Below are 25,817 nucleotides of genomic sequence, written 5' to 3'. Positions count from 1 at the left end.
GAGCATTTTTCCCGCGTGTTATTACGTATCTCCGTTTTATTTCATTCTTCTAAGACCTATCTTATGCAAAATATGCCTTTGCAGGCGAACTTGCGGCTGAAACTGGTATAATGCGTTCCGGAATTTTGGCTGTCTGTTTCACGTTGTTTAAAAAATAACAAATAGGAATTCGCTGATGAAAGTAACAGTTTTTGGTATCGGTTACGTCGGACTTGTTCAGGCGGCGGTTCTTGCTGAAGTCGGGCATGAAGTTTTGTGCATCGATGTTGACGCAAAAAAAGTGGAAAACCTGAAGAACGGGCTGATCCCAATTTTTGAACCAGGTTTAACTCCTCTGGTACAACGCAATTACGAAGCAGGGCGTTTGCTGTTCAGCACCAATGCGGCTGAAGGTGTTGCCCATGCTACCGTGCAGTTTATCGCTGTCGGTACTCCGCCGGATGAAGATGGTTCTGCGGATCTTAAATATGTGACTGCTGTGGCGCGCACGATTGCCGAGCACATGACCGAACCTAAAGTGGTCATTGATAAATCTACTGTGCCTGTGGGCACCGCTGATAAAGTGCGTGCGGTAATGGGTGAAAAACTCAAAGAACGCGGCGTGGATATCAGCTTTGATGTTGTCTCCAATCCTGAATTTCTGAAAGAGGGTGCAGCTGTCGCTGACTGTATGCGCCCTGAGCGTATCGTCATCGGTACCGATAATCCGGATGCCATCGATCCTATTCGTGAGCTTTACGAGCCGTTTAACCGTAACCACGATCGTATGATCCTGATGGATATCCGCAGTGCAGAACTGACCAAATACGCTGCCAACTGTATGCTGGCAACGAAAATCAGCTTCATGAATGAAATGTCGAATCTGGCAGAAATGCTGGGTGCTGATATCGAAAAAGTGCGTCAGGGGATTGGGTCTGATTCCCGTATCGGATACCACTTTATCTACCCTGGCTGCGGTTATGGCGGTTCCTGTTTCCCGAAAGATGTGCAGGCATTGATCCGCACCGCTGAGCACATCGGTTATCAGCCGAAGCTTCTGCAGGCAGTAGAGCAGGTCAATTATCAGCAAAAATATAAATTGCCTGCTTTTATTCAGCGCCACTTTGGTGATGACCTTAAAGGCAGAACCTTCGCACTCTGGGGACTGTCATTCAAACCGAATACCGATGACATGCGTGAAGCCTCCAGCCGTGTATTAATGGAACAGCTCTGGGCCGCCGGTGCGAAAATCAAAGCTTACGATCCCGAAGCAATGAATGAAACGCAGCGTATTTATGGTCATCGTGAAGATTTAGAATTAATGGGTACCAAAGAATCCGCGTTGCATAATGCCGATGCGTTGATTATTTGTACTGAATGGCAGAACTTCCGTGCCCCTGATTTTGATGTGATCAAAAAAGCATTAAAAGAGCCGGTAATTTTTGATGGTCGAAATCTATTCGATCCTGAACGTTTGGAGAAACGCGGGTTTACTTACTACGGCATTGGCCGCGGTGCTTCAATCAATCCGGTTCTGTAAGGAGTTTTTATGAAATATCTGGTTACCGGCGCAGCGGGCTTTATTGGGTTCTATGTGTCGCAGCGTTTGTTAGCAGCGGGTCATTCAGTTGTCGGGATCGATAATCTGAATGATTATTATGACGTCAGCCTGAAACTTGCGCGGCTTGCTCAGCTGGAGAATAAAGACGGTTTTGAGTTTATTAAGCTGGATTTAGCCGATCGCGAAGGTATGGCCTCATTGTTTGCCGGGCAACGTTTCGAACGCGTGATCCATTTGGCCGCACAGGCCGGTGTCCGATATTCGATTCAAAACCCTCTGGCTTATGCTGATTCTAACCTGGTTGGATTTGTAAACATTCTTGAAGGTTGTCGTCATAATAAAGTAGGGCATTTGCTTTATGCTTCTTCCAGCTCAGTTTATGGCCTGAACAAAAAGCAGCCTTTCTCCACCGATGATTCTGTTGACCATCCGGTTTCATTGTACGCGGCAACGAAAAAAGCCAATGAATTAATGGCTCACACCTATTCACATCTTTATGGATTACCAACGACCGGCTTACGTTTCTTTACCGTATATGGCCCATGGGGACGTCCTGATATGGCATTGTTTAAGTTTACGAAAGCCATGGTGGCAGGTCAGAGTATTGATGTTTATAACCACGGTGAAATGCGTCGCGACTTTACTTATATTGATGATATTGCCGAAGCCATTGTTCGTTTGCAGGATGTCATTCCGCAATCTGATCCTAACTGGACAGTGGAGCAGGGATCCCCAGCCAGCAGTTCCGCGCCTTATTGTGTTTATAATATCGGCAATAACAATCCGGTAAAACTGATGACATATATCAGCGCGCTTGAGCAGGCTTTAGGAATGGTGGCGGATAAGAATATGCTGCCAATGCAACCGGGCGACGTGCACGAGACCAGCGCGGATACACAGCCTTTGTCGCAGGCCATTGGCTTTGCACCTGAAACTAGCGTAGAGCAGGGCGTGCAGAATTTTGTTGACTGGTATCGGGATTTTTATCAGGTCTGAAATTCAGATTTTAAATGATGTTCAAAAGGCTGCTGAGGTGGCCTTTTTTTATGGAATCAGTTAACTCCTATAGTGCTCTTAATGTAATGCAGAGTTGAGAGGCTCCTGCTTCGTTTTGTATTAGTGACAGGAAGCAATCATCAGCGGTATTAGGAAACGAAAAGCCCATCATAAAAGATGGGCTTTTTTGTATTAACATTTATGTTAATAAGGGCAATTACAGCAGGAAATCGTCCAGTGATTTACCTTGCTCTTCGATTGCTTTCTTGATTACAGCTGGTGTACGGCCCTGGCCAGTCCAGGTTTTGTTTTCGCCGTTTTCATCAATGTATTTGTATTTAGCAGGACGCGCTGCACGTTTTGCTTTACCGGTTGCTTTAGTAGCAGCCATAGTTTGCAGCAATTCGTTAGGGTCAATACCGTCAGCAATCAGCATTTCACGATATTGTTGCAATTTGCGAGTGCGCTCTTCAATCTCAGCAGCTGCCTGAGAATCTTCTTCGCGACGCTCGTTCACAACAACTTCTAATTTTTCCAGCATCTCTTCCAGAGTTTCCAGAGTGCATTCTCTTGCTTGCGCACGCAGAGTACGGATGTTGTTCAGAATCTTTAATGCTTCGCTCATTATACTAGTCTCAAATTATATTGGTGGGGGGCGTTTGGCTAATAATAGAATGCTCTTCTGTATTCTGCAATAGCCAATTTGTTTACCTGACCTTAATTTACGCATTTAAAGCAAATGGTGAATGTTTGCTAAAAAATATAGACAGGACAATTCACACTATTTATCTGAGGGCTATAACCCGAATTTCAATACATGCTTATGCGCTATTGTTGCAATACGTAAGTAGTTTTATAAGCATGCGGTTGTTCACAAAATTAAAGAAGAGATGAAGATAACTAATGAAAGGATAGGGAAAAATGAGTGATGCTGCACTTTAACAGCATACTGAGATAGTTTACTTTCCCGCGCTTTCACAGCCAGATTTTGTATAGACAAACCAATCACACCGGCGTGCAGGTATATAAGATGTGCAATGCCAGGGAGTATTGCCGTTTGACGATTACGGATAATCCTCTATTGCATTTATAATTTTTCATTGTAAGTTTCTGTGATTTTTTCAACTCTAATGATTCTTTCAACTGCATCTGATAACAGCATCAGTCTGGCGTTGTTATAGATTGTCAGGCTTGTGGTACAATCGATGCCGAAAATTTATGCCATCCATTTACTTTATGGGGTCAATCCTTCATGGCTCAGCTTTATTTCTATTACTCGGCAATGAATGCCGGTAAGTCCACTTCGCTGTTGCAATCTTCATATAATTATCAAGAACGTGGTATGCGCACGCTGGTGTTAACAGCAGAATTAGATCATCGTTTCGGTGTCGGTAAAGTCAGTTCCCGGATCGGTTTGTCGTCGCCCGCAGAGCTATACAATAAGGACACTGAGCTTTTCAATCTAATCGCTCAGGAGAGCCGTTCACAGCGCCTGAGCTGCGTTTTGATAGATGAATGCCAGTTTCTCACTAAGGCTCAGGTATCGCAGCTCACTGACGTTGTGGATGACCTAGACGTACCGGTGCTTTGTTATGGTTTGCGGACTGATTTTCGTGGCGAGCTTTTTGAGGGCAGTGAATATCTTCTGGCATGGGCTGATAAACTGGTTGAGCTTAAAACCATCTGTCATTGCGGGCGAAAGGCCAACCGTAACCTGAGGCTGGATGAGAAGGGTAATGCCCTGCATGATGGCGCACAGGTCGTTATAGGTGGTGACGAAAGCTATGTTTCCGTCTGCCGTAAGCACTACAAAGAAGCTATGGCGGCATTTCATACCACGGGCGAAGATAAAACAGAGTAAGTCCCGGTGTCGACTGCGGGCTAGTCGCGTTAGCCGCTGATGGATTTATCAGATATTCCATCGATTATCCCGAATCCATAAAAAAACCCGCCTTTCAGCGGGTTTTTTACTTTCTGATTTTAATCATCAGAAACTCAGCAGATTACTTTTTGCTGGTTTTCTTTTCAGCTTTAGGAGCAGCAACAACAACTTCTGCCTCTTCTTCTTCGCTGAATTCGCGACCGTAGAAAGTATCCATCAGAATCTGTTTCAGCTCAGAGATCAGCGGGTAACGTGGGTTAGCACCGGTACACTGGTCATCGAACGCGTCTTCAGACAGTTTGTCTACTTTCGCCAGGAAGTCAGCTTCCTGAACGCCTGCTTCACGGATAGAGGTTGGGATACCCAGTTCCGCTTTGATTTCATCCAACCAGGTCAGCAGTTTCTGGATTTTCTGTGCAGTACGGTCACCGGCAGCGCTCAGACCTAAATGGTCAGCGACTTCTGCATAGCGACGACGCGCTTGTGGGCGGTCATACTGACTGAAAGCAGTCTGTTTAGTTGGGTTGTCGTTGGCGTTGTAGCGGATTACGTTAGAAATCAGCATTGCGTTAGCCAGACCGTGTGGAATGTGGAACTCTGAACCCAGTTTGTGGGCCATTGAGTGACAAACCCCAAGGAAGGCGTTAGCGAACGCGATACCCGCGATAGTTGCCGCATTGTGAACACGCTCACGTGCTACTGGATTTTTAGCCCCTTCGTGGTAGCTGGCTGGCAGGTTTTCTTTCAGCAGTTTCAGTGCCTGCAGAGCCTGACCGTCGGAGTATTCGTTAGCCAGTACAGAAACGTAAGCTTCCAGTGCGTGAGTCACAGCATCCAGACCACCGAAAGCACACAGTGATTTAGGCATGTTCATCACCAGATTAGCATCAACGATAGCCATATCAGGTGTCAGCGCATAGTCAGCCAGTGGGTATTTCTGACCTGTTGCATCGTCAGTAACAACCGCAAATGGAGTCACTTCAGAACCGGTACCGGAAGTGGTGGTGACGGCGATCATTTTCGCTTTCACGCCCATTTTCGGGAATTTGTAGATACGTTTACGGATATCCATAAAGCGCAGCGCCAAATCTTCGAACTGAGTATTTGGGTGTTCGTACAGAACCCACATAATTTTAGCGGCGTCCATCGGGGAACCACCACCCAGTGCGATAATCACGTCTGGTTTGAAGGAGTTCATTTGCTCAGCACCTTTACGAACGATGCTCAGCGTTGGGTCGGCTTCTACTTCAAAGAACACTTCAGTTTCAATGCCGTGGCTTTTCAGAACGCTGGTGATCTGGTCTGCATAGCCGTTATTGAACAGGAAGCGGTCAGTGACGATGAATGCGCGTTTTGCTCCATCAGTAGCCACTTCTTCCAGTGCGATTGGCAGTGAGCCACGACGGAAGTAAATAGATTTTGGAAGTTTATGCCACAACATGTTTTCTGCTCGCTTCGCTACAGTTTTCTTGTTGATCAAGTGTTTAGGACCGACGTTTTCTGAGATGGAGTTACCACCCCATGAACCGCAACCCAGCGTCAGAGAAGGAGCAAGTTTGAAGTTGTACAGGTCACCGATACCACCCTGAGAAGCCGGGGTGTTAATCAGAATACGCGCGGTTTTCATTTTGTTGCCAAAATAGTTCACACGTTCTGGTTGGTTGTCCTGGTCTGTATATAAGCAAGAGGTATGGCCGATACCGCCCATTTCTACCAGTTTCTCAGCTTTAGCTACCGCATCTTCAAAGTTCTTAGCACGGTACATCGCGAGGGTAGGGGACAGTTTTTCATGTGCAAATGGCTCTGATTCGTCAACAACGCTGACTTCACCAATTAACACTTTAGTATGAGCTGGCACTTTGATGCCGGCCATTTCAGCAATTTTGGTGGCTGGCTGGCCTACGATAGCCGCGTTCAGGCCACCATTTTTCAGAATGATATCTGAAACAGCTTTCAGCTCTTTGCCTTGCAGCATGTAGCCGCCGTGGGAAGCGAAACGTTCGCGAACCGCGTTATAAGCAGACTCAACCACGATGATGGACTGTTCAGAAGCACAAATTACGCCATTATCGAAGGTTTTTGACATCAGAACGGAAGCAACAACACGTTTGATATCAGCAGTCTCATCAACAACTACCGGGGTATTACCTGCACCTACGCCGATTGCTGGTTTACCGGAACTGTATGCTGCTTTAACCATGCCCGGACCACCGGTTGCCAGAATCAGGTTCAGGTCAGGGTGGTGCATCAGTTGGTTAGAAAGTTCTACACTTGGTTCGTCAATCCAGCCAATGATGTCTTTTGGCGCACCGGCAGCGATAGCAGCCTGCAGAACGATGTCTGCCGCTTTGTTGGTCGCATTTTTAGCACGTGGGTGTGGAGAGAAGATAATACCATTACGTGTTTTCAGGCTAATAAGCGCTTTGAAAATCGCAGTAGAAGTAGGGTTGGTGGTAGGGACGATACCGCAAATCAAACCGATTGGCTCAGCGATGGTGATGGTACCGAAAGTATCATCCTGGCCGAGAATGCCACAGGTTTTTTCGTCTTTGTAAGCGTTGTAGATATATTCAGAAGCGAAGTGGTTTTTGATCACTTTGTCTTCGACGATACCCATTCCGGATTCTTCAACAGCCAGTTTGGCGAGCAGAATTCGAGAATCGGCAGCAGCCAGGGCGGCAGCAGCGAAAATCTTATCTACTTGTTCCTGACTGAAGTTGGCATATTCGCGCTGTGCCTTTTTGACTCGCGCAACGAGTGCGTTTAGTTCAGCGACATTTGTTACAGCCATAATGCTCTCCTGATAAAGTTAAACTCTTTTAGTAAATAACCCGCCAAAGACTAGTATAGACCTGCTATCAGTCACCGCGAGAAACTAATTAACTCTATGATTCTCAAAGTGTTGTCTTTGTCTCTTTATTTGCTTAAAGAGCTTTCAGTGGTGAAGCACGTAAGGTAGTAGATAAATCCTCATGCAACGTAGCTTGACGAATATTTGTTCTGCAAACTACCGTTGAGTGACTATGCACAAAGCTTACCTATTTGTAGGCAGACGCAATTTGATCTGGATCACTAAATGCCGCAGCTGACACCTTTCAGCAATGGTGTATTGAGAATGATTATCAAATCAGCTACTGGATAATACCGTTTTGTATCTAAAGTTATCAATAAAAAAACTGTTTTTTAACAAAAGTCTTATTCACTGCCTTTATTTGGAAATCTGGTGATAAAAACTATGAAACGGCGTGGCGCCTTTACTGCGATTCCAGTACATTAGCGCCCATCAAAACCTTCATCTACCGGCGTAACTGTGCGGAGTTCTGCGTGAGCCAATCTTTATTAGATTTTTCTGGTTATATCAAATTCTTTGTCGGGCTGTTTGCACTGGTCAATCCTGTGGGGATATTGCCGGTGTTTATCAGTATGACCAGCTACCAGGCGGCGGCGGGGCGCAACAAAACCAATATGACGGCAAACCTGTCGGTTGCCATTATATTGTCGACCGCGCTGTTCCTGGGCGATGCCATTTTGCACCTCTTCGGTATTTCGATTGATTCATTCCGCATTGCCGGTGGGATCCTGGTCGTGACCATCGCCATGTCTATGATCAGCGGAAAGCTCGGGGAAGATAAACAGAACAAGCAGGAAAAGTCAGAAACGGCGATCCGCGAAAACGTCGGTGTGGTTCCGCTGGCGTTGCCTTTAATGGCCGGGCCCGGTGCCATTAGTTCGACCATCGTCTGGAGTTCACGTTATCACAGCTGGCCAAATCTGCTGGGTCTGACGGCGGCGATCATTTTCTTCGCATTCTGTTGCTGGCTTTTGTTCAGGGCTGCACCTCTGCTGGTTCGGCTGCTCGGACAAACCGGCATTAACGTTATCACCCGTATTATGGGATTGTTGCTGATGTCTCTGGGCATTGAATTTATTGTGACAGGCATAAAAGCGATTTTCCCCGGCTTGCTTTAATCTATTAGCGGCCGAATTGTCACGGAAGCATTCAGGTGTTTTCGTGATAATTATTACCTCCTCTTATAATCCTATGCCTTAATATAGTGCAGCTAATGACTTAATTCAGAGCGATTGCACCCTAATGTGGCGTAAACCCTCGTCTCGTTCCTCTTTTTAACTCAAGCCCTCATTTCTTTAAATAAACTTAGCTAAATTTTCGCTAATTACTGTCGTTTATTGCCCGTATTGACGTTAATTTATCCACATCATTCTGTAAGGCTTGTGCATGCCGTATCGAGATGTTATTAGTGTTAACACAGCAGTTAACAGGTGTTTATTCTTATAAATCTTACAATGTTAACTGATTGTGTCAGGCGAGTTCTTGAACAGTCTCCGGCATGGGTTAGATGAAAAAATTCGCCATTAAAATTTTCTATATCAATGGGTTAGTGGTGTTTTCTGCCCTGTACCGGATTGACCTGCTCGAAAGACTGTTACGTGTAAAAGAGAATTGCGTAACAAATTTGCAAAATTTATTGGCGCGCATAACAACGTTCTGATAATTTTCAAATCGCCTTCAAAAATGGATTTTTGTTCAGAGCAATGCTCCTGGTGGGTATGGATCTTGCCAGACATAAAAAGATTGAAGCCATTTTATTTGTTTTTGGAGAGTGTCGTGTCGCAATGCTTACTGCAAATTTATCCTCATGTGTTTTCTGCTAAAAGAAAACCGTGCATTACGCTCACGACAACAAACTGCCTTATGCTGAATCTTGATGATCAGCAAAACAAATCTTCAGAACTTCTTCTTAATAATTTGATTGCTCGCATTTAGCCGCGAAGGATTTTCTATCGCCTTAAGTCGGGTGAATAAGAAAATAATATTGTTAACAGTAGGAATAACAGTATGTGATTGTCTGGTTCGCCACATAACACTTTTTTGTCGCGAACGGGGTGAATCAAATGGAGCGAGGTCATCCTTAACGATCTCAGAAACCACACGGCGATTAACAGCCCGAGGTTTAACGGAATTACCAAGTAAGACATGCAGTAGTAGGGGACAGCCATCTGCGGATGGTAACTACATGGGGCTTTTCCTGAGCAATTCGTTCCTGCTCTTGAAATCCGTTGACCCAGCAAGGGTTTATCTTGCACCTGGGCGTGCAAGTTCATAATAAAAACTGGAGTTGAATAAAAATGACCAACATCACAAAAAAAAATCTGCTGGCTGCCTGCATCATGGCTGCGGTCGGCGCGGTGTCAGTGAATAATGCATTTGCAGCCAATGTGCCTGCAGGTGTAACCCTGGCAGCCAAACAAGAACTTGTTCGTAACAATGGCTCAGAAGTTCAGTCTCTCGACCCGCATAAAGTTGAAGGCGTACCAGAATCGAACGTTATCCGTGACTTGCTGGAAGGTCTGGTAAATACCGACAGCAAAGACGGCAGCGTTATTCCTGGTGTAGCAACCAGCTGGGAAAATAAAGATTTTAAAGTCTGGACCTTCCACCTGCGTCCGGAAGCTAAATGGTCTAATGGCGATCCTGTCACAGCTGAAGATTTCGTGTACAGCTGGCAGCGTCTGGCAGATCCTAAAACGGCATCTCCTTACGAAAGCTACCTGCAATATGGTCACATCGAAAATATCGATGACATCATCACCGGTAAGAAAAGCCCGGATACACTGGGTGTAAAAGCGATCGATGATCACACCCTGCAAGTGACACTGACCGAACCTGTTCCTTATTTCGTAAAAATGTTGTCTCACACCGCGATGAAGCCGGTAAACAAAAAAACAGTTGAGAAATTTGGCGACAAATGGACCCAACCAGAAAACTATGTGAGCAACGGCGCGTATAAACTGAAAACCTGGACCGTCAACGAACGTATCGTTCTGGAACGTAGCCCGACTTATTGGGATAACGCAAAAACTGTCATCAATCAGGTCACTTACCTGCCAATCTCTTCTGAAGTGACAGACGTTAACCGCTACCGCAGCGGCGAAATCGACATGACCTATAACAACATGCCGATTGAACTGTTCCAGAAACTGAAAAAAGAAATCCCTGCTGAAGTTCACGTTGACCCGTACCTGTGTACCTACTACTACGAAATCAACAACCAGAAAGCACCATTCACTGATTCACGCGTTCGTGAAGCTCTGAAACTGGGCCTGGATCGCGACATCATTGTGAACAAAGTGAAAGCCCAGGGCGACCTGCCAGCTTACGGTTACACCCCGCCTTACACCGATGGCGCGAAACTGACTCCGCCAGCCTGGTTCAAAGAAACTCAGGAACAACGTAACGAGCAGGCTAAAAAACTGCTGGCCGAAGCGGGTTATACCTCTGCTAAGCCTCTGACTTTCGATCTGCTGTACAACACTTCAGATCTGCACAAGAAACTGGCAATCGCTGCTGCCGCTATCTGGAAGAAAAACCTGGGTGTTGACGTGAAACTCGTTAACCAGGAATGGAAAACCTTCCTCGACAGCCGTCATCAGGGCAACTTCGATGTGGCACGTGCGGGCTGGTGTTCTGACTACAACGAACCTTCCTCCTTCCTGAATACCATGCTGTCTGACAGCAGCAACAACACCGCTCACTATAAGAGCCCGGCGTTTGATAAAGACATCGCTGACACTCTGACAGCGAAAACTGACGACGAGCGTGCGGCGCTGTATCAGAAAGCTGAAACTCAGCTGGATAAAGACTCTGCCATTGTTCCTGTTTATTACTACGTGAACGCCCGTCTGGTGAAACCATTTGTTGGCGGCTACACCGGTAAAGATCCGCAGGACAACGTCTACGTGAAAGACTTGTACATCATCAAACACTAAGACAGGGATATCAGAGCAAGGCATCCCCGAGCTGCCTTGCTCATCCTATTTTGATGAAGGTAATGATTTTCGTTCCGGATTCTGGGACGAAAACAAAGAGCCACCACGGCGACGATCACTTGATGGTCGCCGTGAGCAAGCCAAAACTATAAAGCTGTAGTGACAGGCTTAGATACAGGTACGGGCAATGTTAAAGTTTATTTTACGCCGCTGTCTGGAAGCGATTCCGACGCTATTCATTCTGATCACCATTTCGTTTTTTATGATGCGTCTCGCACCGGGCAGTCCTTTTACGGGTGAGCGTAATCTCCCACCAGAAGTGATGGCAAACATTGAGGCCAAATATCACCTCAATGACCCTATGTATAAGCAGTACTTCCACTATTTAGAACAACTGGCGAAAGGCGATTTCGGCCCGTCGTTCAAATATAAAGACTATACCGTTAATGATTTGGTTGCGGCCTCGTTCCCGGTTTCAGCGAAACTCGGTCTGGCGGCATTCATCATGGCGATTGTGTTTGGTGTGAGTGCGGGTGTTATTGCCGCCCTGAACCAAAACACCAAATGGGATTACACGGTAATGGGCATAGCGATGACCGGGGTGGTAATACCCAGTTTCGTGGTGGCGCCGTTACTGGTGCTGATATTTGCGATCACGCTGAAATGGCTGCCTGGTGGTGGCTGGAACGGCGGTGGCGCGAAATATATGATCTTGCCGATGGTAGCGTTGTCACTGGCCTATATTGCCAGTATCGCGCGTATCACCCGCGGCTCTATGATCGAAATTCTGCATTCCAACTTCATCCGTACAGCACGTGCCAAAGGTTTGCCACTGCGTCGCATCATTTTGCGTCATGCACTGAAACCCGCTCTGCTGCCGGTATTGTCATACATGGGACCGGCCTTCGTAGGTATCATCACCGGTTCGATGGTCATCGAGAGCATTTTCGGATTGCCAGGTATTGGCCAGCTGTTTGTTAACGGTGCCTTAAACCGTGACTATTCACTGGTTCTGAGCCTGACCATTTTAGTGGGTGCATTGACCATTTTGTTCAATGCGATCGTCGACGTGCTTTACGCCGTCATCGACCCGAAAATCCGTTATTAATGCCGGAGTACGTCAATGATGTTAAGTAAGAAAAATAGCGACGTCGTCGAAAACTTCAGCGAGAAACTAGACGTTGAAGGACGCAGTCTGTGGCAGGATGCACGACGCCGCTTTATGCACAACCGCGCAGCGGTAACCAGCCTGATCGTACTGGTGTTTATCGCTTTATTTGTGACGTTCGCGCCGATGTTATCGCAGTTTGCCTACGATGATACCGACTGGAATATGATGTCAGCCGCACCTGATATGGCTTCTCATCACTTTTTCGGTACAGATTCTTCTGGCCGTGATTTGCTGGTGCGGGTGGCGATCGGCGGGCGTATTTCCCTGATGGTTGGCGTAGCGGCAGCCCTGGTTGCGGTGATCCTCGGTACGCTTTACGGGTCATTGTCCGGTTATCTGGGCGGCAAAATTGATTCCGCGATGATGCGTCTGCTGGAAATCCTTAACTCCTTCCCGTTCATGTTCTTCGTTATTTTGCTGGTGACCTTCTTCGGACAAAATATCCTGCTGATTTTCGTCGCAATCGGGATGGTGTCGTGGCTGGACATGGCGCGTATCGTGCGCGGTCAGACACTCAGCCTGAAACGCAAAGAATTCATCGAAGCGGCGCTGGTGAGCGGTGTGAATACGCGCAATATTGTGTTGCGTCACATCGTTCCTAACGTGCTGGGTGTCGTAGTGGTGTATGCATCGCTGCTGGTGCCAAGCATGATCTTGTTTGAATCCTTCCTGAGCTTCCTCGGGTTAGGGACGCAGGAGCCGCTGAGCAGTTGGGGCGCGTTGTTAAGCGATGGCGCCAACTCGATGGAAGTTTCACCTTGGTTACTGCTGTTCCCGGCAGGCTTCCTGGTTGTAACTCTGTTTTGTTTCAATTTTATCGGCGATGGCTTGCGTGATGCCCTCGACCCGAAAGATCGTTAAGGAGTGCAACTATGAGCACCATTGAACATTCCACTTTTGCATCTCCCGCTTCGGTTGATGGCAAAGCGCCTCCGATTCTTCTGGATGTGCAAGACCTGCGCGTGACTTTCGAGACACCGGACGGTGACGTTACTGCGGTAAATGACCTGAACTTCGACTTACGTGCCGGTGAAACACTGGGCATTGTTGGCGAATCGGGTTCCGGTAAATCGCAGACTGCTTTTGCCCTGATGGGGCTGCTGGCCAGCAATGGTCGCATCGGCGGTTCGGCGAAATTTAACGGTCGCGAAATTCTGAACCTGCCGCAACAGCAACTTAACAAGCTGCGTGCAGAACAAATTTCGATGATCTTCCAGGATCCGATGACCTCTCTCAACCCGTATATGCGCGTTGGCGAGCAGCTGATGGAAGTCCTGATCCTGCATAAAAAAATGAGCAGTCGCGAAGCATTTGAAGAATCTGTACGCATGCTGGACGCGGTGAAAATGCCTGAAGCCCGCAAGCGTATGAAAATGTTCCCGCACGAATTTTCCGGTGGTATGCGCCAGCGCGTAATGATCGCGATGGCCTTGCTATGCCGTCCGAAATTGCTGATTGCCGATGAACCCACGACTGCGCTGGACGTGACCGTTCAGGCGCAGATCATGACGTTACTTAATGAACTGAAAGCCGAATTCAACACCGCCATCATCATGATTACCCATGATCTGGGCGTAGTGGCCGGTATCTGCGATAAAGTGCTGGTGATGTATGCCGGTCGTACCATGGAATATGGACATGCGCGCGATGTGTTCTACGAACCGTGCCATCCGTATTCCATCGGTCTGCTGAACGCGGTTCCACGTCTGGATGCTGAGGGCGGCGCGATGCTCACTATTCCCGGCAATCCGCCAAACTTATTGCGTCTGCCAAAAGGTTGTCCTTTCCAGCCTCGCTGTCCGTATGCAATGGATATCTGCTCTTCGGCACCGCCGCTTGAGCGTTTCGGTGATGGTCGCCTGCGTGCCTGCTATAAGCCGCTGGAGGAACTGGTATGACTGACAACACAATCATGAATAGCGCAGCGATGAACACCAACGCGCCTGAGAAAAAAGTCCTGCTGGAAGTGGCGGATCTGAAAGTCCATTTCGATATCAAAGACGGTAAACAGTGGTTCTGGCAGCCATCAAAAACCCTGAAAGCGGTCGATGGCGTTACGCTGCGCCTGTATGAAGGCGAAACACTGGGCGTTGTCGGGGAATCTGGTTGCGGTAAATCGACATTCGCGCGTGCGCTGATTGGTCTGGTGAAAGCGACCGATGGCCGCGTGGCATGGTTAGGCAAAGACCTGCTTAATATGTCTGATAATGAGTGGCGTCAGACCCGCAGCGACATTCAGATGATTTTCCAGGATCCGCTGGCGTCTCTGAATCCGCGTATGACCATCGGTGAAATCATTGCCGAACCGCTGAAAACGTATAATCCGAAAATGCCTCGTCTTGAGGTGAAGGAAAAAGTGAAGGCAATGATGTTAAAGGTCGGGCTGCTGCCTAACCTGATTAACCGTTACCCGCACGAATTCTCCGGCGGTCAGTGTCAGCGTATCGGTATTGCCCGTGCCCTGATCCTTGAACCGAAACTGATTATCTGTGATGAACCGGTTTCTGCTCTGGATGTGTCGATTCAGGCGCAGGTCGTTAACCTGTTGCAGCAGTTGCAGCGCGAAATGGGCTTGTCGCTGATTTTCATCGCGCACGATCTGGCGGTAGTGAAGCATATCTCTGACCGTGTTCTGGTGATGTATCTTGGTCATGCGGTAGAGCTCGGAACCTATGATGAGGTGTACAACAATCCTCAGCATCCGTATACCCGTGCGCTGATGTCTGCGGTGCCGGTGCCGGATCCGGATAAAGAGCGCAACAAGACCATTCAGCTGCTGGAAGGGGAGTTACCTTCGCCGATCAACCCGCCATCAGGCTGTGTATTCCGTACCCGCTGCCCGATTGCCGGACCTGAATGTGCGATAACCCGTCCGTTGCTGGAAGGCAGCTTCCGTCATGCGGTGTCCTGTCTGAAAGTCGATCCTCTCTGAGAAATCTCCTCAGACGGAAAGCATAAAAAAACCTGCCAATTGGCAGGTTTTTTTTGGTCTTCTTATTCTTTCCAGAGAATATGGCACAGCTTGTGATCTTTCTCGCGGCACAGCAGGACGCGGGCAAAGATATCATTAATCGGCTGATCTTCAGCGTCCGCCAGACCAATCACCACTTCCGCGAAGAAGTCAGGATTCAGATCGTAATCCACATGCTCAACCCAGTCTTCTGCCGGATCATATAATTCAGCGCCGCCGCGTTCTTCAAATTGCAGATTGAAGATCAGGATATCCGCCGGATCCAGGTTGTCTCCGGCCAGTTCCAGAAAGATGTCGTAGGCTTGTTCAAGCGTTTCGTCTTCGGTCAGGCGATTATTCAGGTCCATATCATTCTCGTATACATTTAAGTGTGTTCAGGCTGAACCAGCCGCTACTGAGCATATTACATCATGCCCGACGCGGCTTTTACAGCAGCGGACTGAAAAAGTAGAACAAACGTTCAACGATGCGATGCCAGAACGGGCGTTTAAGCCAGGCTTCCACATCCAGCAGATGCGAACGGGCAATGTAATCTTCCTGCACACGTCCCAGGTCATCACCGAATCCGGCATCATCAATGACCAGCGTTATCTCGAAATTCAGCCACAGGCTGCGCATATCAAGATTAACTGTGCCGACCAGGCTGAGCTGGCCGTCGACCAGAATACTTTTCGTATGCAGCAGACCGTCTTCAAACTGATAAATTTTAACGCCGGCTTCCAGCAACTCGCCAAAGAAGGCTTTGCTGGCCCAGTCGACCATCATTGAATCATTCTTCATTGGCAGAATGATACTGACATCGACACCGCGCTGAGCCGCCGTACAAATGGCGTGCAGCAGGTCATCGCTTGGCACCAGATACGGCGTGGTCATCACCAACTGTTCACGGGCGGAATAGGTGGCAGTCAGTAACGCCTGGTGGATCATATCTTCCGGGAAGCCCGGCCCGGAGGCGATCACCTGAATGGTATGTCCGCTTTCCTGCTCGAAAGGCATCTGATTCAGGTCTGGTTCAGGCGGCAAAATACGTTTGCCGGTCTCAATTTCCCAGTCGCAGGAATACACAATGCCCATGGTCGTGGCGACCGGGCCTTCCATGCGCGCCATCAGATCAATCCACTGACCAACACCAGCATCTTGTTTGAAGAACCGCGGATCGACCATATTCATACTGCCGGTATAAGCAACATAGTTGTCTATCAGCACCACTTTACGGTGCTGGCGCAAATCCATACGGCGCAGGAAAACACGGAACAAATTCACCTGTAATGCTTCGACGACTTCAATTCCGGCGTTGCGCATCATGGCCGGATAAGGGCTGCGAAAGAAGGCCACGCTGCCTGCGGAATCCAGCATCAGGCGGCAATGAATGCCACGGCGTGACGCTGCCATCAGGGATTCGGCGACCTGATCCACCAGTCCACCTGGCTGCCAGATATAGAACACCATTTCGATGTTACTGCGCGCCAGTTCGATATCGCGCATCATGGCTTTCAGCACGTCGTCACTGGTGGTAAGCAGTTGCAGCTGGTTTCCTTTGACGCCCGCAATTCCCTGGCGGCGTTCACAAAGTTGGAAAAGGGATGCCGCAATTTCACTGTTTTCTGTAGCAAAAATACGTTTGCAATCTTTGAGGTCATTCAGCCAGCGCGCCGTGGAAGGCCACATGGCTTTTGCCCGCTCTGCCCGGCGTTTGCCTAAATGCAGTTCACCAAACGAAAGATAGGCAATGATGCCGACCAGAGGAATGATGTAGATGATCAGTAACCAGGCCATTGCGGAAGGAACGGCCCGGCGTTTCATCAGAATACGCAGAGTGACGCCAGCGATCAGTAACCAGTAACCGAAAACCAGAAGTCCGCTGATTACCGTATAAAATGTTGTCATAAAGGCGAAAAATCCTGTTCGCAAGCTATCGGCGTGAGTGTACGTGAAAGGGGCATTCTTTTAACTAACTTTATCCCAGCAATCAATCAGCTACCTCTTAATTCTGCATTCCCTTAATAAAATTGTCACTCCTCTGACATCAAGGTTAGACGATAACGGGGAAGAAGGAAAAAACAAGACTTGGATCACAACGTCATCGGCCTATAATGACACGCAGTTTTTTCCGCTTAAGACACTTTCTGTAAAAGAAACTCTTCCGTTAAAGAAGCAGTGACGGGCATCACGGGACACAAGTGAATGAAACGCAGTAAAAATGAAGTTGGCCGTTGGCGTATGCTACGCCAGACTCAGCGCCGCAGAAGCCGCTGGCTGGAAGGTCAGTCAAGACGCTATCGTCACATCTACCGCATTCGCCAGATCCACCATCAGCAGCACCAGCGTTTGTCATTATATGCCGTAAATTACGAATGGAATTCCTGATTAGCGGGATTTAGGCTGAAACAGCGCGCCACATTTTTTGCAAACCAGCGTCGAGTTTTTGCGTACTTTTGCGGTCATCTGTTCTGAAACGTAACCACATTCAGGGCATGTGACCTTCGTGGTCGTACTGGTTAGAAACTTCAATCCGTCGAAGAATGACATAGGACGTACCTCGTGGGCAGGGGTAGGCATCCTAACACATAAGCGATGAAAGCAATGTGACGACATTCTGGGAAATCGCGCCATGACACATTAGTCATGACGCGTGAGTTTTTGGCAGGCTGAAATCAGTCAAACAGTTCTGAAAGAAAGCTCTTTTTCTTATACGGCTTATGCGATGAGTAATGGCCGCGGTTATCGTAATTGCCGTGGTGGCGGTTGTCGTCACGTCGCTCACGATCATCATAGCGGACAGGCTGAGGTTGCTGTTCCTGAGGTACCTGTGCCTGCTGAGTTTGTACCTGAGAAACCTGTTGATACGCGGCTGACTTCTCGATGATTTTGTCGAGCTCACCGCGATCTAACCAGACGCCACGGCAGTCCGGGCAATAATCGATTTCGATCCCCTGACGTTCTGACATCACCAGCTGGCTTTCTTTACACACAGGACATTGCATATCCGGTTCTCCGTTCGCTTTTTGATAAAATAATTGCGCAGGTAAATTTTTCGCTATCCGGATAGTTAGACACTCAACTGGCGTAAGCAAAAGTAAAGTTGATTAAAGCTCGCTGAAGGGCAGTGCAGGAGGCAGGGCGGACAGCCCGAAAGCTGCCCGCGTAATATCAGAACACGCGTTTGAAAGGTTTGACGGTGACCGCTTTGTAAACGCCACCGGCCACGTACGGGTCTGCATCAGCCCACACTTTGGCGTCTTCGAGTGTTTCAAATTCCACAATCAGTACAGAACCGGTCATTCCGGCAGAGCCCGGATCTTCACTGTCGATGGCCGGAGTTGGACCGCCGATTAAAACGCGACCTTGTTCCTGCAACTTTTTCAGGCGTTCAATGTGCGCAGGGCGGGCAGCTGCACGTTTTTCCAGGGAGTCCGAAACATCTTCAGAATAAATAACGTAAAGCATGAGTCACCTTTAATTGGGTTTTATAGAGCGATTAGCAGCATTCAGATGCTGTCAGAGCGTTTTGCAGGATTAACATAGCTAAACCTGAAGCTGGGGGAAAGTGCTTTGCGTAGGATCAAAGCAAAGGTTATTTGAGAATAGTTGTCATCTCGGTGTTGAATATGATTGCTATTTACATTTAAACTTGCGGCTTCACGGGGAAAATGAATCATTATGCCGCTAAAAAAGTTTAGATTTATCCGCAAGGTTACGATTCCGGTTGCGCTTGCTGTCAGTTTACATGTCGCTGTTATCGCCGGCGTTTTGTATATGACAGTCGGTGAGTCGATCAAATTGCCGACGCAGGAACAAAAAGTGATGAGCGTGACGATGGTCAATCCCGCTGACTTCGCGCCACCGCCACCGCCGCCACCGCCTCAGCCTGAACCGACGCCACCTGAACCCGAGCCTGAGCCGGAAGTGGTGCCAGAGCCGCCACCTCCGCCACAAGCGGTGGTGATCCCTGAACCACCGAAACCTAAACCTAAGCCGGTTAAAAAACCCGTGGTGAAGCCAAAAGTGAAGCCCGTTGAGCGGCCGGCAGAAAAACCGACGCAAACCGTGCAAACCGCCCCGGTTACCAGCAATAAGCCGGTAAACAAACCGTTCAGTCAGCCGCCAGCATCTGCGAATGCGAAAAGTGATACTGGCCCACGTCCCCTGCAACGCGGGCAGCCAGGTTATCCGGCACGTGCGCTGGCATTACGTATCGAGGGGCGTGTCCGCGTGCAGTTTGATGTGGACAGCGATGGGCGTGTGCAGAACATCCGGGTACTGTCAGCCGAACCACGCAACATGTTTGAGCGTGAAGTGAAGCAGGCGATGAACAAATGGCGCTATGAGCCGAAAGCCGCCAGCAATCTGGTGGTTAATCTGGTATTCAAAATTAAAGGTGGCAGCAGCGTAGAGTAACTTTCGCCACAGGTTTACCACCAGAAAACCGCAATAAAAAAGGTCGCCTTCAGGGGCGACCTTTCGTCTATCAGGGTTTCAGGAAACAGCTCAGTCCTGAGAAACACCGTCAGAATCTACGCTGAAATTACTGCGTCCGTCCGGCAGCTGACGCGATTTGCCTTCATCATCCACGGCAACATAGGTAAAGACCGCTTCAGTGGCTCTGTAACGCTGTCCGATAGGCTCAGAAGAAACTTTCTTCACCCAGACCTCAACATTGATGGTAATCGAGCTGTTGCCGGTACGGATGCAGCGGGCGTAACAGCACACGACATCCCCTACCGCCACTGGCTTGAGGAACGTCATGCCATCAACGCGCACGGTCACAACGCGACCTTTAGCGATTTCCTTTGCCTGGATCGCACCACCCATGTCCATCTGCGACATCAGCCAGCCACCAAAAATATCGCCGTTTGCATTGGTGTCAGCAGGCATAGCCAGCGTACGCAACACCATTTCACCATTGGGTAAGCTATGTTTTTCGTTCATAAAGTTGCTTCACAAAAAGCCCGTCATGCTTCAAACCGCAGATGCGTTGGCTGCCTTCCTGCGGCCTGAATAATTCAGGGCTTAATAATAGGAAGGCCTTTCAAAGAAAGGCCCGTGCAGAAGAATGCTTATTTTTTTTCATCATCCGGCATATGCCGGTAAATATAGATGCCGCTTAACAGCGTAAATACCAGCGTCAGGACTGTCAGGCCAAAGACCTTAAAGTTGACCCAAATATTCTGTGGCAACCAGAAGGCGACATAGATATTCGCCAGGCCGCACAGCAGGAAAAAGATGGCCCAGCTGACATTAAGCTTATTCCAGACATGATCCGGTAAGGTCAGCTCTTTACCCAACATACGCTGGATTAACGGCTTTTTCAGCACCAGCTGACTGATCAGCAATGCGCCGGAGAACAGGACGTAAATCACGGTCACTTTCCATTTAATGAATTCATCATTATGGAAGACCAGTGTCAGGGTGCCGAAAACTGCCACCATCGCAAAAGTGATCAACGTCATCTTCTCGATTTTACGGTACAGAACCCAGGTAATGACTAACGCTAAGGCGGTGGCAGCGATTAACGCGCCTGATGCGACAAAGATGTCGTAAAGCTTATAAACCACAAAAAAGACAACCAGGGGAAGAAAATCGAGGAGCTGCTTCATACTTCATTCCATGTTTTATGTATGGGATGACTATACCGGAATCATTTCACGGACAAAAGAAAAGGGCGCCGGAGCGCCCCTTAAAAACGTATGTCTATATTATGCATGTAATTTCATGTAAAGACGGAACAGATAAATTAGCATAAATGCGCTGATCAGATTGCTCACCGTACCGAGAATTACCGCACCGATCATCGGATTAAGGGCACTGAGCGCGCCGACAAACAGCATCAGAATCACCTGCGCCACAATCCACAGCATAATCGCCGGTGCAAACAGACGAATGTTAGAGAATGCCAGCCGGGTGCTCAGACGCATCGCTTTGAAGACACCCACGTTCTCTTTGCACGCAATAACCGGGGACATCGCCCACGCAATCGCAATCAGGAAAGCCGGGACAAACAACAGTGCCAGACCGATACGGAACATCACGCTGTAGATGAAGAGCAAAATAGCCAGACGCGGGAGAACGGGCAAGGAAGCCGCCAGCACCTGAACCACACTGGCGCGAACGCCCTGAGAAACCAGCTGAATAAGCGTTAATACGCCGCCGACCAGAATGACATTTCCTGCCAGCGTGGAAAACAGTGCTGCCAGGCTATAGCGGAAAATGGCGCTTTGCTGCTCCGGAGTAATCTGCTGTTCGATATAACCCATCATATCGCCGACGCTCATGCCGGTCATGTTGCTCATCAGTTGCCCGATAGCATCAACCTGCTCAGCGGAAGGACTTAAAACCCAGCTCAATATGACGGTAATTAATGCGGCCAGAACCGAGAGCGCCACAACGCTACTCATCTGATTACGCATAAAATTATAACTGTCACGGTACAATGTACTGGCCGTGATAGACATGGACGCTCCTTGGCAAAAAAGCAAAAATCAATAAGGCGAGGATTGTACCCTTTAAATACACTCCGCCGATAGTTTTGCGCTGATTTCCTGTCAATCTGCCTGATGAATCTCTGCCTGTACGCGGCTGAGATTAATCGTCGGTAATTCTTCAGTGAGTGGAGGCAGACCATAACCTGCGCGTGCGCGATCGCAAGCCGTATTGCCGACGCTATTCAGACCGGACTGATCAAACTCGCGGCAGGGTGTCGGGCGGTTAAGGTAAATCGAGCAAGAAACCGATTGTCCCACTTCACCCTTCAGGGCGATGCAGCGCGGCGATTTGCTATTCGTGCCTTGCATACAGCTCAGAAAAGGGGTGGCTTGTTCTGTCAGAGCCTGGGGAACAATACCGCCAGCCTCTTCAGATTCAGCCCAATAAAATGAAACACGGAAATAGGCGCAGCATGCACCACAGGTCATACAAGGATTGTTAATTTCGCTCATCTTGGGAAGCTACCGACTCCTTACGGCACCAAACCAAAACCAACATGTGTATGCAAATTACGCAGCGTCATTTTTTTTAGCAACTGAAATTACACCTCTTAACAAATCAACAAAAACCCCTCATTTTTGATGCAGATCAATTCCTTTGTTTTTATAGATTTAGATCGCTTTGCGGAAGATGCATTTTCTTACTTTTTGTTTTAAAGATGTGATCCCGCATTGATCAAGCCATACCAAAGAGTAGGTATCATTCGCGGGGTTGATAAATAATCCACACAAAGGGAAGGGACAATGAAAGCAGCATATTGGGCATTAGTGGCGGCAGCGGCATTTCCGGCAGTTGCGAGCGCACATCAGGCAGGGGATGTGATTTTTCGCGTAGGCACAGCCACGGTTCGTCCGACAGAAGGTTCAGATAACGTGCTGGGTTTGGGTTCATTTAATATCAATAACGACACTCAGATGGGTTTAACTCTGGGTTATATGTTTACCGACAATATCGGGATGGAGTTGCTGGCAGCCACGCCGTTCCAGCACAAAGTCGGTTTGAAAAGTACCGGGACAATCGCAGAGGTGAAGCAGTTGCCGCCGTCTCTGATGGCTCAGTACTACTTTGGCGACAAGCAGGACAAACTTCGTCCCTACCTCGGTATAGGTATCAACTACACCACATTCTATGACACCAATTTCAATCAAACCGGGCGCGATGCCGGGCTGTCAGATTTAAGCGTCAAAGATTCCTGGGGCGTGGCAACCCAGGCGGGGCTTGATTACAACCTGGATGACAACTGGTTGATCAACATGTCTGTGTGGTGGATGGATATTGATACGGAAGTTAAATTCAAAGCCGGTGGTGAGCAGCAAAACATCAACACCCGGATCGACCCGTGGGTCTTTATGTTTGGCGTCGGCTATCGCTTCTGATCTTAAGACAAAAACATAAAAAAAAGAGGCGCTTCGGCGCCTCTTCGCTTTTCAATATGCAGCATTCGCAGACTATTTTACCCGCATGTCATTCTCAATAGAACGAACACCGGCAACGCCACGCGTCACTTCTACCGCACGGTTTGCATCCGCTGTTGACGTCACGAAACCACGTAACTGCACGCGGCCTTTAAAGGTCTCGACGCTAATCTCAGTGGACTTAATCGTCTTATCGGCCAGCAGGGCTGATTTTACTTTTGTGGTGACCACAGTGTCATCGATGTAACCACCGGTTCCTTCTGATTTTTTAGTCGGTGCACACGCGGCGACGGCCATGACCACAACGGCTGCCATGCAGAATGCGGACAATGTTTTGAATAGCTTCATAAAATAACTCTCCATGCTTTGTTATAAAACCAAAAGAAACAACCTGTTACCTGAGCAGATGATATCTCTCTCGCATACAGTATCATTGATCTGCAGAGTAATTTTAGTTTGGATTATTGAAATGAGTAATACAAATTAAGTGGGGTAAAAAAAAGTAAGAAATTAAAAGAAACAGAACCTTAGTCATTTTTTGACTGAGGTTCTGCTTGAGGCTGGGTTAAGCGCGGGTAGCGGCTTTCATTTCACTGACAAAGCGGGAAAGCTGAGCCAGCATTTCAGAAGGCTGATGCTGATTGTTTTCGATGATACGCACTGTCGCTGAACCGGAAATAGCACCGGCAGCGCCTGCGGCCAGCGTTTCTTTCACCTGTGAAGGCTCGGAAATACCAAAGCCCTGCAACGGTGGCGCAGCATTATATTCACGCAACTTATCAACCAGATGATTCAGCGGGGTCAGCGCACGTTTTTCTGTGCCGGTAACGCCTGCGCGGGACAGCAGATAAGTATAACCGCGACCATGCGAAGAAATCTCACGTAACAAATCATCAGACGCATTTGGCGGGCAGATGAAAATCGGGGCAATACCGTGACGCAATGCAGCGGCGCGGAACGGCGCAGATTCTTCGAACGGCACATCAGCAACAAGTACGGAATCGACGCCCACTTCGGCGCAGCGCTGATAGAACGTCTCGATACCGTTGTGGAACACCAGATTGGCGTACATCAGCAGGCCAATCGGAATATCCGGATGTTTTTCGCGGATGCGGGCCAACATATTGAAACATTGCGTCGGCGTCACACCTGCCGCGAAAGCGCGCAGGTTAGCGTTCTGAATCGTCGGGCCATCTGCCAGCGGATCAGAGAACGGAATACCCAGTTCCAGCGCATCGGCACCGGCTTCAATCATCGTATCGATGATAGACAGTGAAAGCTCAACGCCCGGATCGCCCAGCGTAACGAAAGGAACAAATGCGCCTTCTTTTTTACTTTCCAGACGTTTGAATAAATGCTGATAACGTTCCATTAAATTTCTCCCCGGGCAGTCAGGATGTCATGTACGGTGAAAATATCTTTGTCGCCGCGACCTGACAAATTTACGACCAGGATTTGTTCTTTCTCTGGCGTTTCCTTGATCAGTTTCAGCGCATAAGCCAGCGCATGTGAGGATTCCAGCGCAGGAATAATCCCTTCGTGGCGGGACAATTCTTTAAAGGCTTCCAGCGCTTCATCATCGGTAATCGACACATATTCCGCACGACCGATGCTGTTGAGGAAGGCGTGCTGCGGGCCGACAGACGGGAAATCCAGACCGGCAGAAATCGAGTAAGACTCTTCAATCTGACCTTCGGACGTTTGCATCATGGGCGCTTTCATACCGAAGTAGATGCCGACGTGACCGTGTTTCAGTGGCGCGCCGTGTTGTCCAGTTTCGATACCCAGACCACCCGGTTCAACGCCAATCAGCTTCACGCTGGCGTCATCGATGAAATCAGCAAACATGCCGATGGCGTTGGAACCGCCACCCACACAGGCGATGACCGCATCCGGCAGACAGCCTTCGCGTTCCTGCATCTGGGCTTTCGTTTCTTCACCGATCATACGCTGGAATTCACGCACGATAGTCGGATAGGGATGCGGGCCTGCCGCGGTGCCCAGCATGTAGTGGGCGGTTTCATAGCTGCCGGACCAGTCGCGCAGCGCCTCATTACAGGCGTCTTTCAGCGTGGAGGAACCGCTGTGGACCGGGATCACTTCTGCACCCATCAGACGCATGCGGAACACGTTTGGTGACTGACGCTCAATGTCTTTGGCGCCCATATAAATACGGCATTTCAGACCGAGCAGTGCACAAGCCAGTGCCGATGCCACGCCGTGCTGACCAGCACCGGTTTCAGCAATAATCTCTGTTTTGCCCATGCGTTTAGCCAGCAATGCCTGACCTAACACCTGGTTAGTCTTGTGCGCGCCGCCGTGCAGCAAATCTTCACGCTTAAGATACAGCTTGGTTTTGGTACCCGCAGTCAGGTTTTTGCACAGTGTCAGTGCCGTCGGGCGACCTGCGTAGTTTTTCAGTAAATCGATGAATTCAGCCTGAAATTCAGGGTCGCGCTGTGCGCTGACGAAGGCTTCTTCCAGCTGGGCCAGCGCAGGCATCAGAATTTGCGGAACATACTGGCCGCCAAATTCGCCGAAGTAGGGATTAAGTAAAGTCATGTTATTCC

Annotated in this window: 26 protein-coding genes; 12 read left to right on the top strand and 14 right to left on the bottom strand. The window is 48.7% G+C overall.

Annotated features, from left to right (window positions below; all coding sequences use genetic code 11):
* The first annotated feature begins 175 nt into the window (after positions 1–175).
* Together D5398_RS06230 and D5398_RS06225 are read left to right on the top strand one after the other, a co-directional pair.
* On the top strand, positions 176–1,519 hold the full coding sequence (locus tag D5398_RS06230; protein ID WP_120506829.1) for a UDP-glucose dehydrogenase family protein: 1,344 nt from the start codon (positions 176–178) through the stop codon (positions 1,517–1,519).
* 9 nt (positions 1,520–1,528) lie between these two features.
* Positions 1,529–2,536 carry an NAD-dependent epimerase gene (locus D5398_RS06225; protein WP_120506828.1) on the top strand — a complete coding sequence of 336 codons (1,008 nt, stop codon included), beginning with the start codon at positions 1,529–1,531 and terminating at the stop codon, positions 2,534–2,536.
* 217 nt (positions 2,537–2,753) lie between these two features.
* On the opposite strand, the gene hns is transcribed toward D5398_RS06225, so the two are convergent.
* Complete coding sequence (gene hns, locus D5398_RS06220) at positions 2,754–3,161, bottom strand: histone-like nucleoid-structuring protein H-NS (RefSeq protein ID WP_120130915.1); 408 nt, start codon at positions 3,159–3,161, stop codon at positions 2,754–2,756.
* Between the two features lie 627 nt (positions 3,162–3,788).
* On the opposite strand from hns, the gene D5398_RS06215 reads away from it, so the two are divergent.
* Positions 3,789–4,397: a thymidine kinase gene (locus D5398_RS06215; RefSeq protein WP_120506827.1), complete on the top strand. Its 609-nt coding sequence runs from the start codon at positions 3,789–3,791 to the stop codon at positions 4,395–4,397.
* 142 nt (positions 4,398–4,539) lie between these two features.
* Here the strand turns inward: D5398_RS06215 and adhE are convergent, their stop codons facing one another.
* Entirely contained in the window at positions 4,540–7,209 is a 2,670-nt protein-coding gene (gene adhE / locus D5398_RS06210; RefSeq protein WP_120506826.1) for a bifunctional acetaldehyde-CoA/alcohol dehydrogenase, read from the bottom strand.
* Positions 7,210–7,742: 533 nt separating this feature from the next.
* Here adhE and D5398_RS06205 point away from each other — a divergent pair.
* From D5398_RS06205 to oppF, 6 genes are all read left to right on the top strand, one after another.
* A complete protein-coding gene (locus D5398_RS06205) occupies positions 7,743–8,387 on the top strand; it encodes a YchE family NAAT transporter (protein WP_120130918.1) in 645 nt (214 codons plus the stop codon).
* A gap of 1,179 nt (positions 8,388–9,566) precedes the next feature.
* Positions 9,567–11,207: an oligopeptide ABC transporter substrate-binding protein OppA gene (gene oppA, locus D5398_RS06200; protein ID WP_120506825.1), complete on the top strand. Its 1,641-nt coding sequence runs from the start codon at positions 9,567–9,569 to the stop codon at positions 11,205–11,207.
* 187 nt (positions 11,208–11,394) lie between these two features.
* Positions 11,395–12,315: an oligopeptide ABC transporter permease OppB gene (gene oppB / locus D5398_RS06195; protein WP_112288826.1), complete on the top strand. Its 921-nt coding sequence runs from the start codon at positions 11,395–11,397 to the stop codon at positions 12,313–12,315.
* A gap of 15 nt (positions 12,316–12,330) precedes the next feature.
* Entirely contained in the window at positions 12,331–13,239 is a 909-nt protein-coding gene (oppC, locus tag D5398_RS06190) for an oligopeptide ABC transporter permease OppC (RefSeq protein ID WP_120506824.1), read from the top strand.
* An 11-nt stretch (positions 13,240–13,250) separates the two neighbouring features.
* Complete coding sequence (oppD, locus tag D5398_RS06185) at positions 13,251–14,276, top strand: ABC transporter ATP-binding protein (protein ID WP_120506823.1); 1,026 nt, start codon at positions 13,251–13,253, stop codon at positions 14,274–14,276.
* A gap of 29 nt (positions 14,277–14,305) precedes the next feature.
* Entirely contained in the window at positions 14,306–15,310 is a 1,005-nt protein-coding gene (gene oppF / locus D5398_RS06180; protein WP_120507003.1) for a murein tripeptide/oligopeptide ABC transporter ATP binding protein OppF, read from the top strand.
* Positions 15,311–15,372: 62 nt separating this feature from the next.
* Here the strand turns inward: oppF and D5398_RS06175 are convergent, their stop codons facing one another.
* Both D5398_RS06175 and cls read right to left on the bottom strand, forming a co-directional pair.
* Entirely contained in the window at positions 15,373–15,696 is a 324-nt protein-coding gene (locus D5398_RS06175; protein ID WP_112288828.1) for an HI1450 family dsDNA-mimic protein, read from the bottom strand.
* 79 nt (positions 15,697–15,775) lie between these two features.
* Positions 15,776–17,236, bottom strand: a complete 1,461-nt coding sequence (cls, locus tag D5398_RS06170) for a cardiolipin synthase (protein WP_120506822.1) — start codon at positions 17,234–17,236, stop codon at positions 15,776–15,778.
* 297 nt (positions 17,237–17,533) lie between these two features.
* Here cls and D5398_RS06165 point away from each other — a divergent pair, with 297 nt between their 5' ends.
* Positions 17,534–17,716: a YciY family protein gene (locus D5398_RS06165; RefSeq protein ID WP_101076905.1), complete on the top strand. Its 183-nt coding sequence runs from the start codon at positions 17,534–17,536 to the stop codon at positions 17,714–17,716.
* On the opposite strand, the gene D5398_RS25605 is transcribed toward D5398_RS06165, so the two are convergent.
* From D5398_RS25605 to D5398_RS06155, 3 genes are all read right to left on the bottom strand, one after another.
* Complete coding sequence (locus D5398_RS25605; RefSeq protein WP_217150653.1) at positions 17,717–17,878, bottom strand: YnfU family zinc-binding protein; 162 nt, start codon at positions 17,876–17,878, stop codon at positions 17,717–17,719.
* A 125-nt stretch (positions 17,879–18,003) separates the two neighbouring features.
* Positions 18,004–18,333, bottom strand: coding sequence for a TFIIB-type zinc ribbon-containing protein (locus D5398_RS06160; RefSeq protein ID WP_120506821.1), 330 nt, complete (start codon positions 18,331–18,333; stop codon positions 18,004–18,006).
* A 166-nt stretch (positions 18,334–18,499) separates the two neighbouring features.
* On the bottom strand, positions 18,500–18,796 hold the full coding sequence (locus D5398_RS06155) for a YciI family protein (RefSeq protein ID WP_120506820.1): 297 nt from the start codon (positions 18,794–18,796) through the stop codon (positions 18,500–18,502).
* A gap of 213 nt (positions 18,797–19,009) precedes the next feature.
* Here D5398_RS06155 and D5398_RS06150 point away from each other — a divergent pair, with 213 nt between their 5' ends.
* On the top strand, positions 19,010–19,747 hold the full coding sequence (locus D5398_RS06150; RefSeq protein WP_120506819.1) for an energy transducer TonB: 738 nt from the start codon (positions 19,010–19,012) through the stop codon (positions 19,745–19,747).
* Positions 19,748–19,837: 90 nt separating this feature from the next.
* Here D5398_RS06150 and yciA read toward each other — a convergent pair whose 3' ends face one another.
* From yciA to D5398_RS06130, 4 genes are all read right to left on the bottom strand, one after another.
* Positions 19,838–20,278 carry an acyl-CoA thioester hydrolase YciA gene (gene yciA, locus D5398_RS06145; RefSeq protein ID WP_013575935.1) on the bottom strand — a complete coding sequence of 147 codons (441 nt, stop codon included), beginning with the start codon at positions 20,276–20,278 and terminating at the stop codon, positions 19,838–19,840.
* Positions 20,279–20,406: 128 nt separating this feature from the next.
* The gene (locus D5398_RS06140; protein ID WP_120506818.1) at positions 20,407–20,946 is read right to left on the bottom strand and encodes a septation protein A; all 540 of its coding nucleotides are present in this window, start codon (positions 20,944–20,946) and stop codon (positions 20,407–20,409) included.
* 99 nt (positions 20,947–21,045) lie between these two features.
* On the bottom strand, positions 21,046–21,801 hold the full coding sequence (locus D5398_RS06135; protein ID WP_120506817.1) for a YciC family protein: 756 nt from the start codon (positions 21,799–21,801) through the stop codon (positions 21,046–21,048).
* Between the two features lie 90 nt (positions 21,802–21,891).
* Positions 21,892–22,284, bottom strand: a complete 393-nt coding sequence (locus D5398_RS06130) for a YkgJ family cysteine cluster protein (protein ID WP_120506816.1) — start codon at positions 22,282–22,284, stop codon at positions 21,892–21,894.
* Positions 22,285–22,575: 291 nt separating this feature from the next.
* Between D5398_RS06130 and ompW the strand changes: the two genes are divergently transcribed.
* Positions 22,576–23,208 carry an outer membrane protein OmpW gene (gene ompW / locus D5398_RS06125; RefSeq protein WP_120506815.1) on the top strand — a complete coding sequence of 211 codons (633 nt, stop codon included), beginning with the start codon at positions 22,576–22,578 and terminating at the stop codon, positions 23,206–23,208.
* Between the two features lie 72 nt (positions 23,209–23,280).
* Here the strand turns inward: ompW and D5398_RS06120 are convergent, their stop codons facing one another.
* From D5398_RS06120 to trpB, 3 genes are all read right to left on the bottom strand, one after another.
* Positions 23,281–23,595, bottom strand: coding sequence for a BON domain-containing protein (locus tag D5398_RS06120; RefSeq protein WP_120506814.1), 315 nt, complete (start codon positions 23,593–23,595; stop codon positions 23,281–23,283).
* Positions 23,596–23,812: 217 nt separating this feature from the next.
* The gene (trpA, locus tag D5398_RS06115; protein WP_120506813.1) at positions 23,813–24,619 is read right to left on the bottom strand and encodes a tryptophan synthase subunit alpha; all 807 of its coding nucleotides are present in this window, start codon (positions 24,617–24,619) and stop codon (positions 23,813–23,815) included.
* On the bottom strand, positions 24,619–25,809 hold the full coding sequence (gene trpB, locus D5398_RS06110; RefSeq protein WP_120506812.1) for a tryptophan synthase subunit beta: 1,191 nt from the start codon (positions 25,807–25,809) through the stop codon (positions 24,619–24,621). Before trpB ends, trpA begins: the two co-directional genes overlap by 1 nt.
* Positions 25,810–25,817 lie beyond the last annotated feature (8 nt).

The sequence above is a fragment of the Rahnella bruchi genome (assembly GCF_003614975.1).
GTDB lineage: Bacteria > Pseudomonadota > Gammaproteobacteria > Enterobacterales > Enterobacteriaceae > Rahnella > Rahnella bruchi.
The sequence above is the reverse complement of the archived record's forward strand: the minus strand, read 5'-3'. Positions and strand labels throughout refer to the sequence as shown.

Coding starts and splice junctions, on each gene's coding strand:
- oppA (WP_120506825.1), top strand. CDS start 9,567: ATGACCAACATCACAAAAAAAAATCTGCTGGCTGCCTGCATCATGGCT.
- D5398_RS06175 (WP_112288828.1), bottom strand. CDS start 15,696: ATGGACCTGAATAATCGCCTGACCGAAGACGAAACGCTTGAACAAGCC.
- adhE (WP_120506826.1), bottom strand. CDS start 7,209: ATGGCTGTAACAAATGTCGCTGAACTAAACGCACTCGTTGCGCGAGTC.
- D5398_RS06140 (WP_120506818.1), bottom strand. CDS start 20,946: ATGAAGCAGCTCCTCGATTTTCTTCCCCTGGTTGTCTTTTTTGTGGTT.
- D5398_RS06135 (WP_120506817.1), bottom strand. CDS start 21,801: ATGTCTATCACGGCCAGTACATTGTACCGTGACAGTTATAATTTTATG.
- D5398_RS06120 (WP_120506814.1), bottom strand. CDS start 23,595: ATGAAGCTATTCAAAACATTGTCCGCATTCTGCATGGCAGCCGTTGTG.
- D5398_RS06130 (WP_120506816.1), bottom strand. CDS start 22,284: ATGAGCGAAATTAACAATCCTTGTATGACCTGTGGTGCATGCTGCGCC.
- D5398_RS25605 (WP_217150653.1), bottom strand. CDS start 17,878: ATGTCATTCTTCGACGGATTGAAGTTTCTAACCAGTACGACCACGAAG.
- ompW (WP_120506815.1), top strand. CDS start 22,576: ATGAAAGCAGCATATTGGGCATTAGTGGCGGCAGCGGCATTTCCGGCA.
- D5398_RS06225 (WP_120506828.1), top strand. CDS start 1,529: ATGAAATATCTGGTTACCGGCGCAGCGGGCTTTATTGGGTTCTATGTG.
- D5398_RS06150 (WP_120506819.1), top strand. CDS start 19,010: ATGCCGCTAAAAAAGTTTAGATTTATCCGCAAGGTTACGATTCCGGTT.
- D5398_RS06155 (WP_120506820.1), bottom strand. CDS start 18,796: ATGCTTTACGTTATTTATTCTGAAGATGTTTCGGACTCCCTGGAAAAA.
- D5398_RS06160 (WP_120506821.1), bottom strand. CDS start 18,333: ATGCAATGTCCTGTGTGTAAAGAAAGCCAGCTGGTGATGTCAGAACGT.
- trpB (WP_120506812.1), bottom strand. CDS start 25,809: ATGACTTTACTTAATCCCTACTTCGGCGAATTTGGCGGCCAGTATGTT.
- hns (WP_120130915.1), bottom strand. CDS start 3,161: ATGAGCGAAGCATTAAAGATTCTGAACAACATCCGTACTCTGCGTGCG.
- oppD (WP_120506823.1), top strand. CDS start 13,251: ATGAGCACCATTGAACATTCCACTTTTGCATCTCCCGCTTCGGTTGAT.
- oppF (WP_120507003.1), top strand. CDS start 14,306: ATGAACACCAACGCGCCTGAGAAAAAAGTCCTGCTGGAAGTGGCGGAT.
- oppC (WP_120506824.1), top strand. CDS start 12,331: ATGATGTTAAGTAAGAAAAATAGCGACGTCGTCGAAAACTTCAGCGAG.
- D5398_RS06215 (WP_120506827.1), top strand. CDS start 3,789: ATGGCTCAGCTTTATTTCTATTACTCGGCAATGAATGCCGGTAAGTCC.
- D5398_RS06165 (WP_101076905.1), top strand. CDS start 17,534: ATGAAACGCAGTAAAAATGAAGTTGGCCGTTGGCGTATGCTACGCCAG.
- cls (WP_120506822.1), bottom strand. CDS start 17,236: ATGACAACATTTTATACGGTAATCAGCGGACTTCTGGTTTTCGGTTAC.
- oppB (WP_112288826.1), top strand. CDS start 11,395: ATGTTAAAGTTTATTTTACGCCGCTGTCTGGAAGCGATTCCGACGCTA.
- D5398_RS06230 (WP_120506829.1), top strand. CDS start 176: ATGAAAGTAACAGTTTTTGGTATCGGTTACGTCGGACTTGTTCAGGCG.
- trpA (WP_120506813.1), bottom strand. CDS start 24,619: ATGGAACGTTATCAGCATTTATTCAAACGTCTGGAAAGTAAAAAAGAA.
- yciA (WP_013575935.1), bottom strand. CDS start 20,278: ATGAACGAAAAACATAGCTTACCCAATGGTGAAATGGTGTTGCGTACG.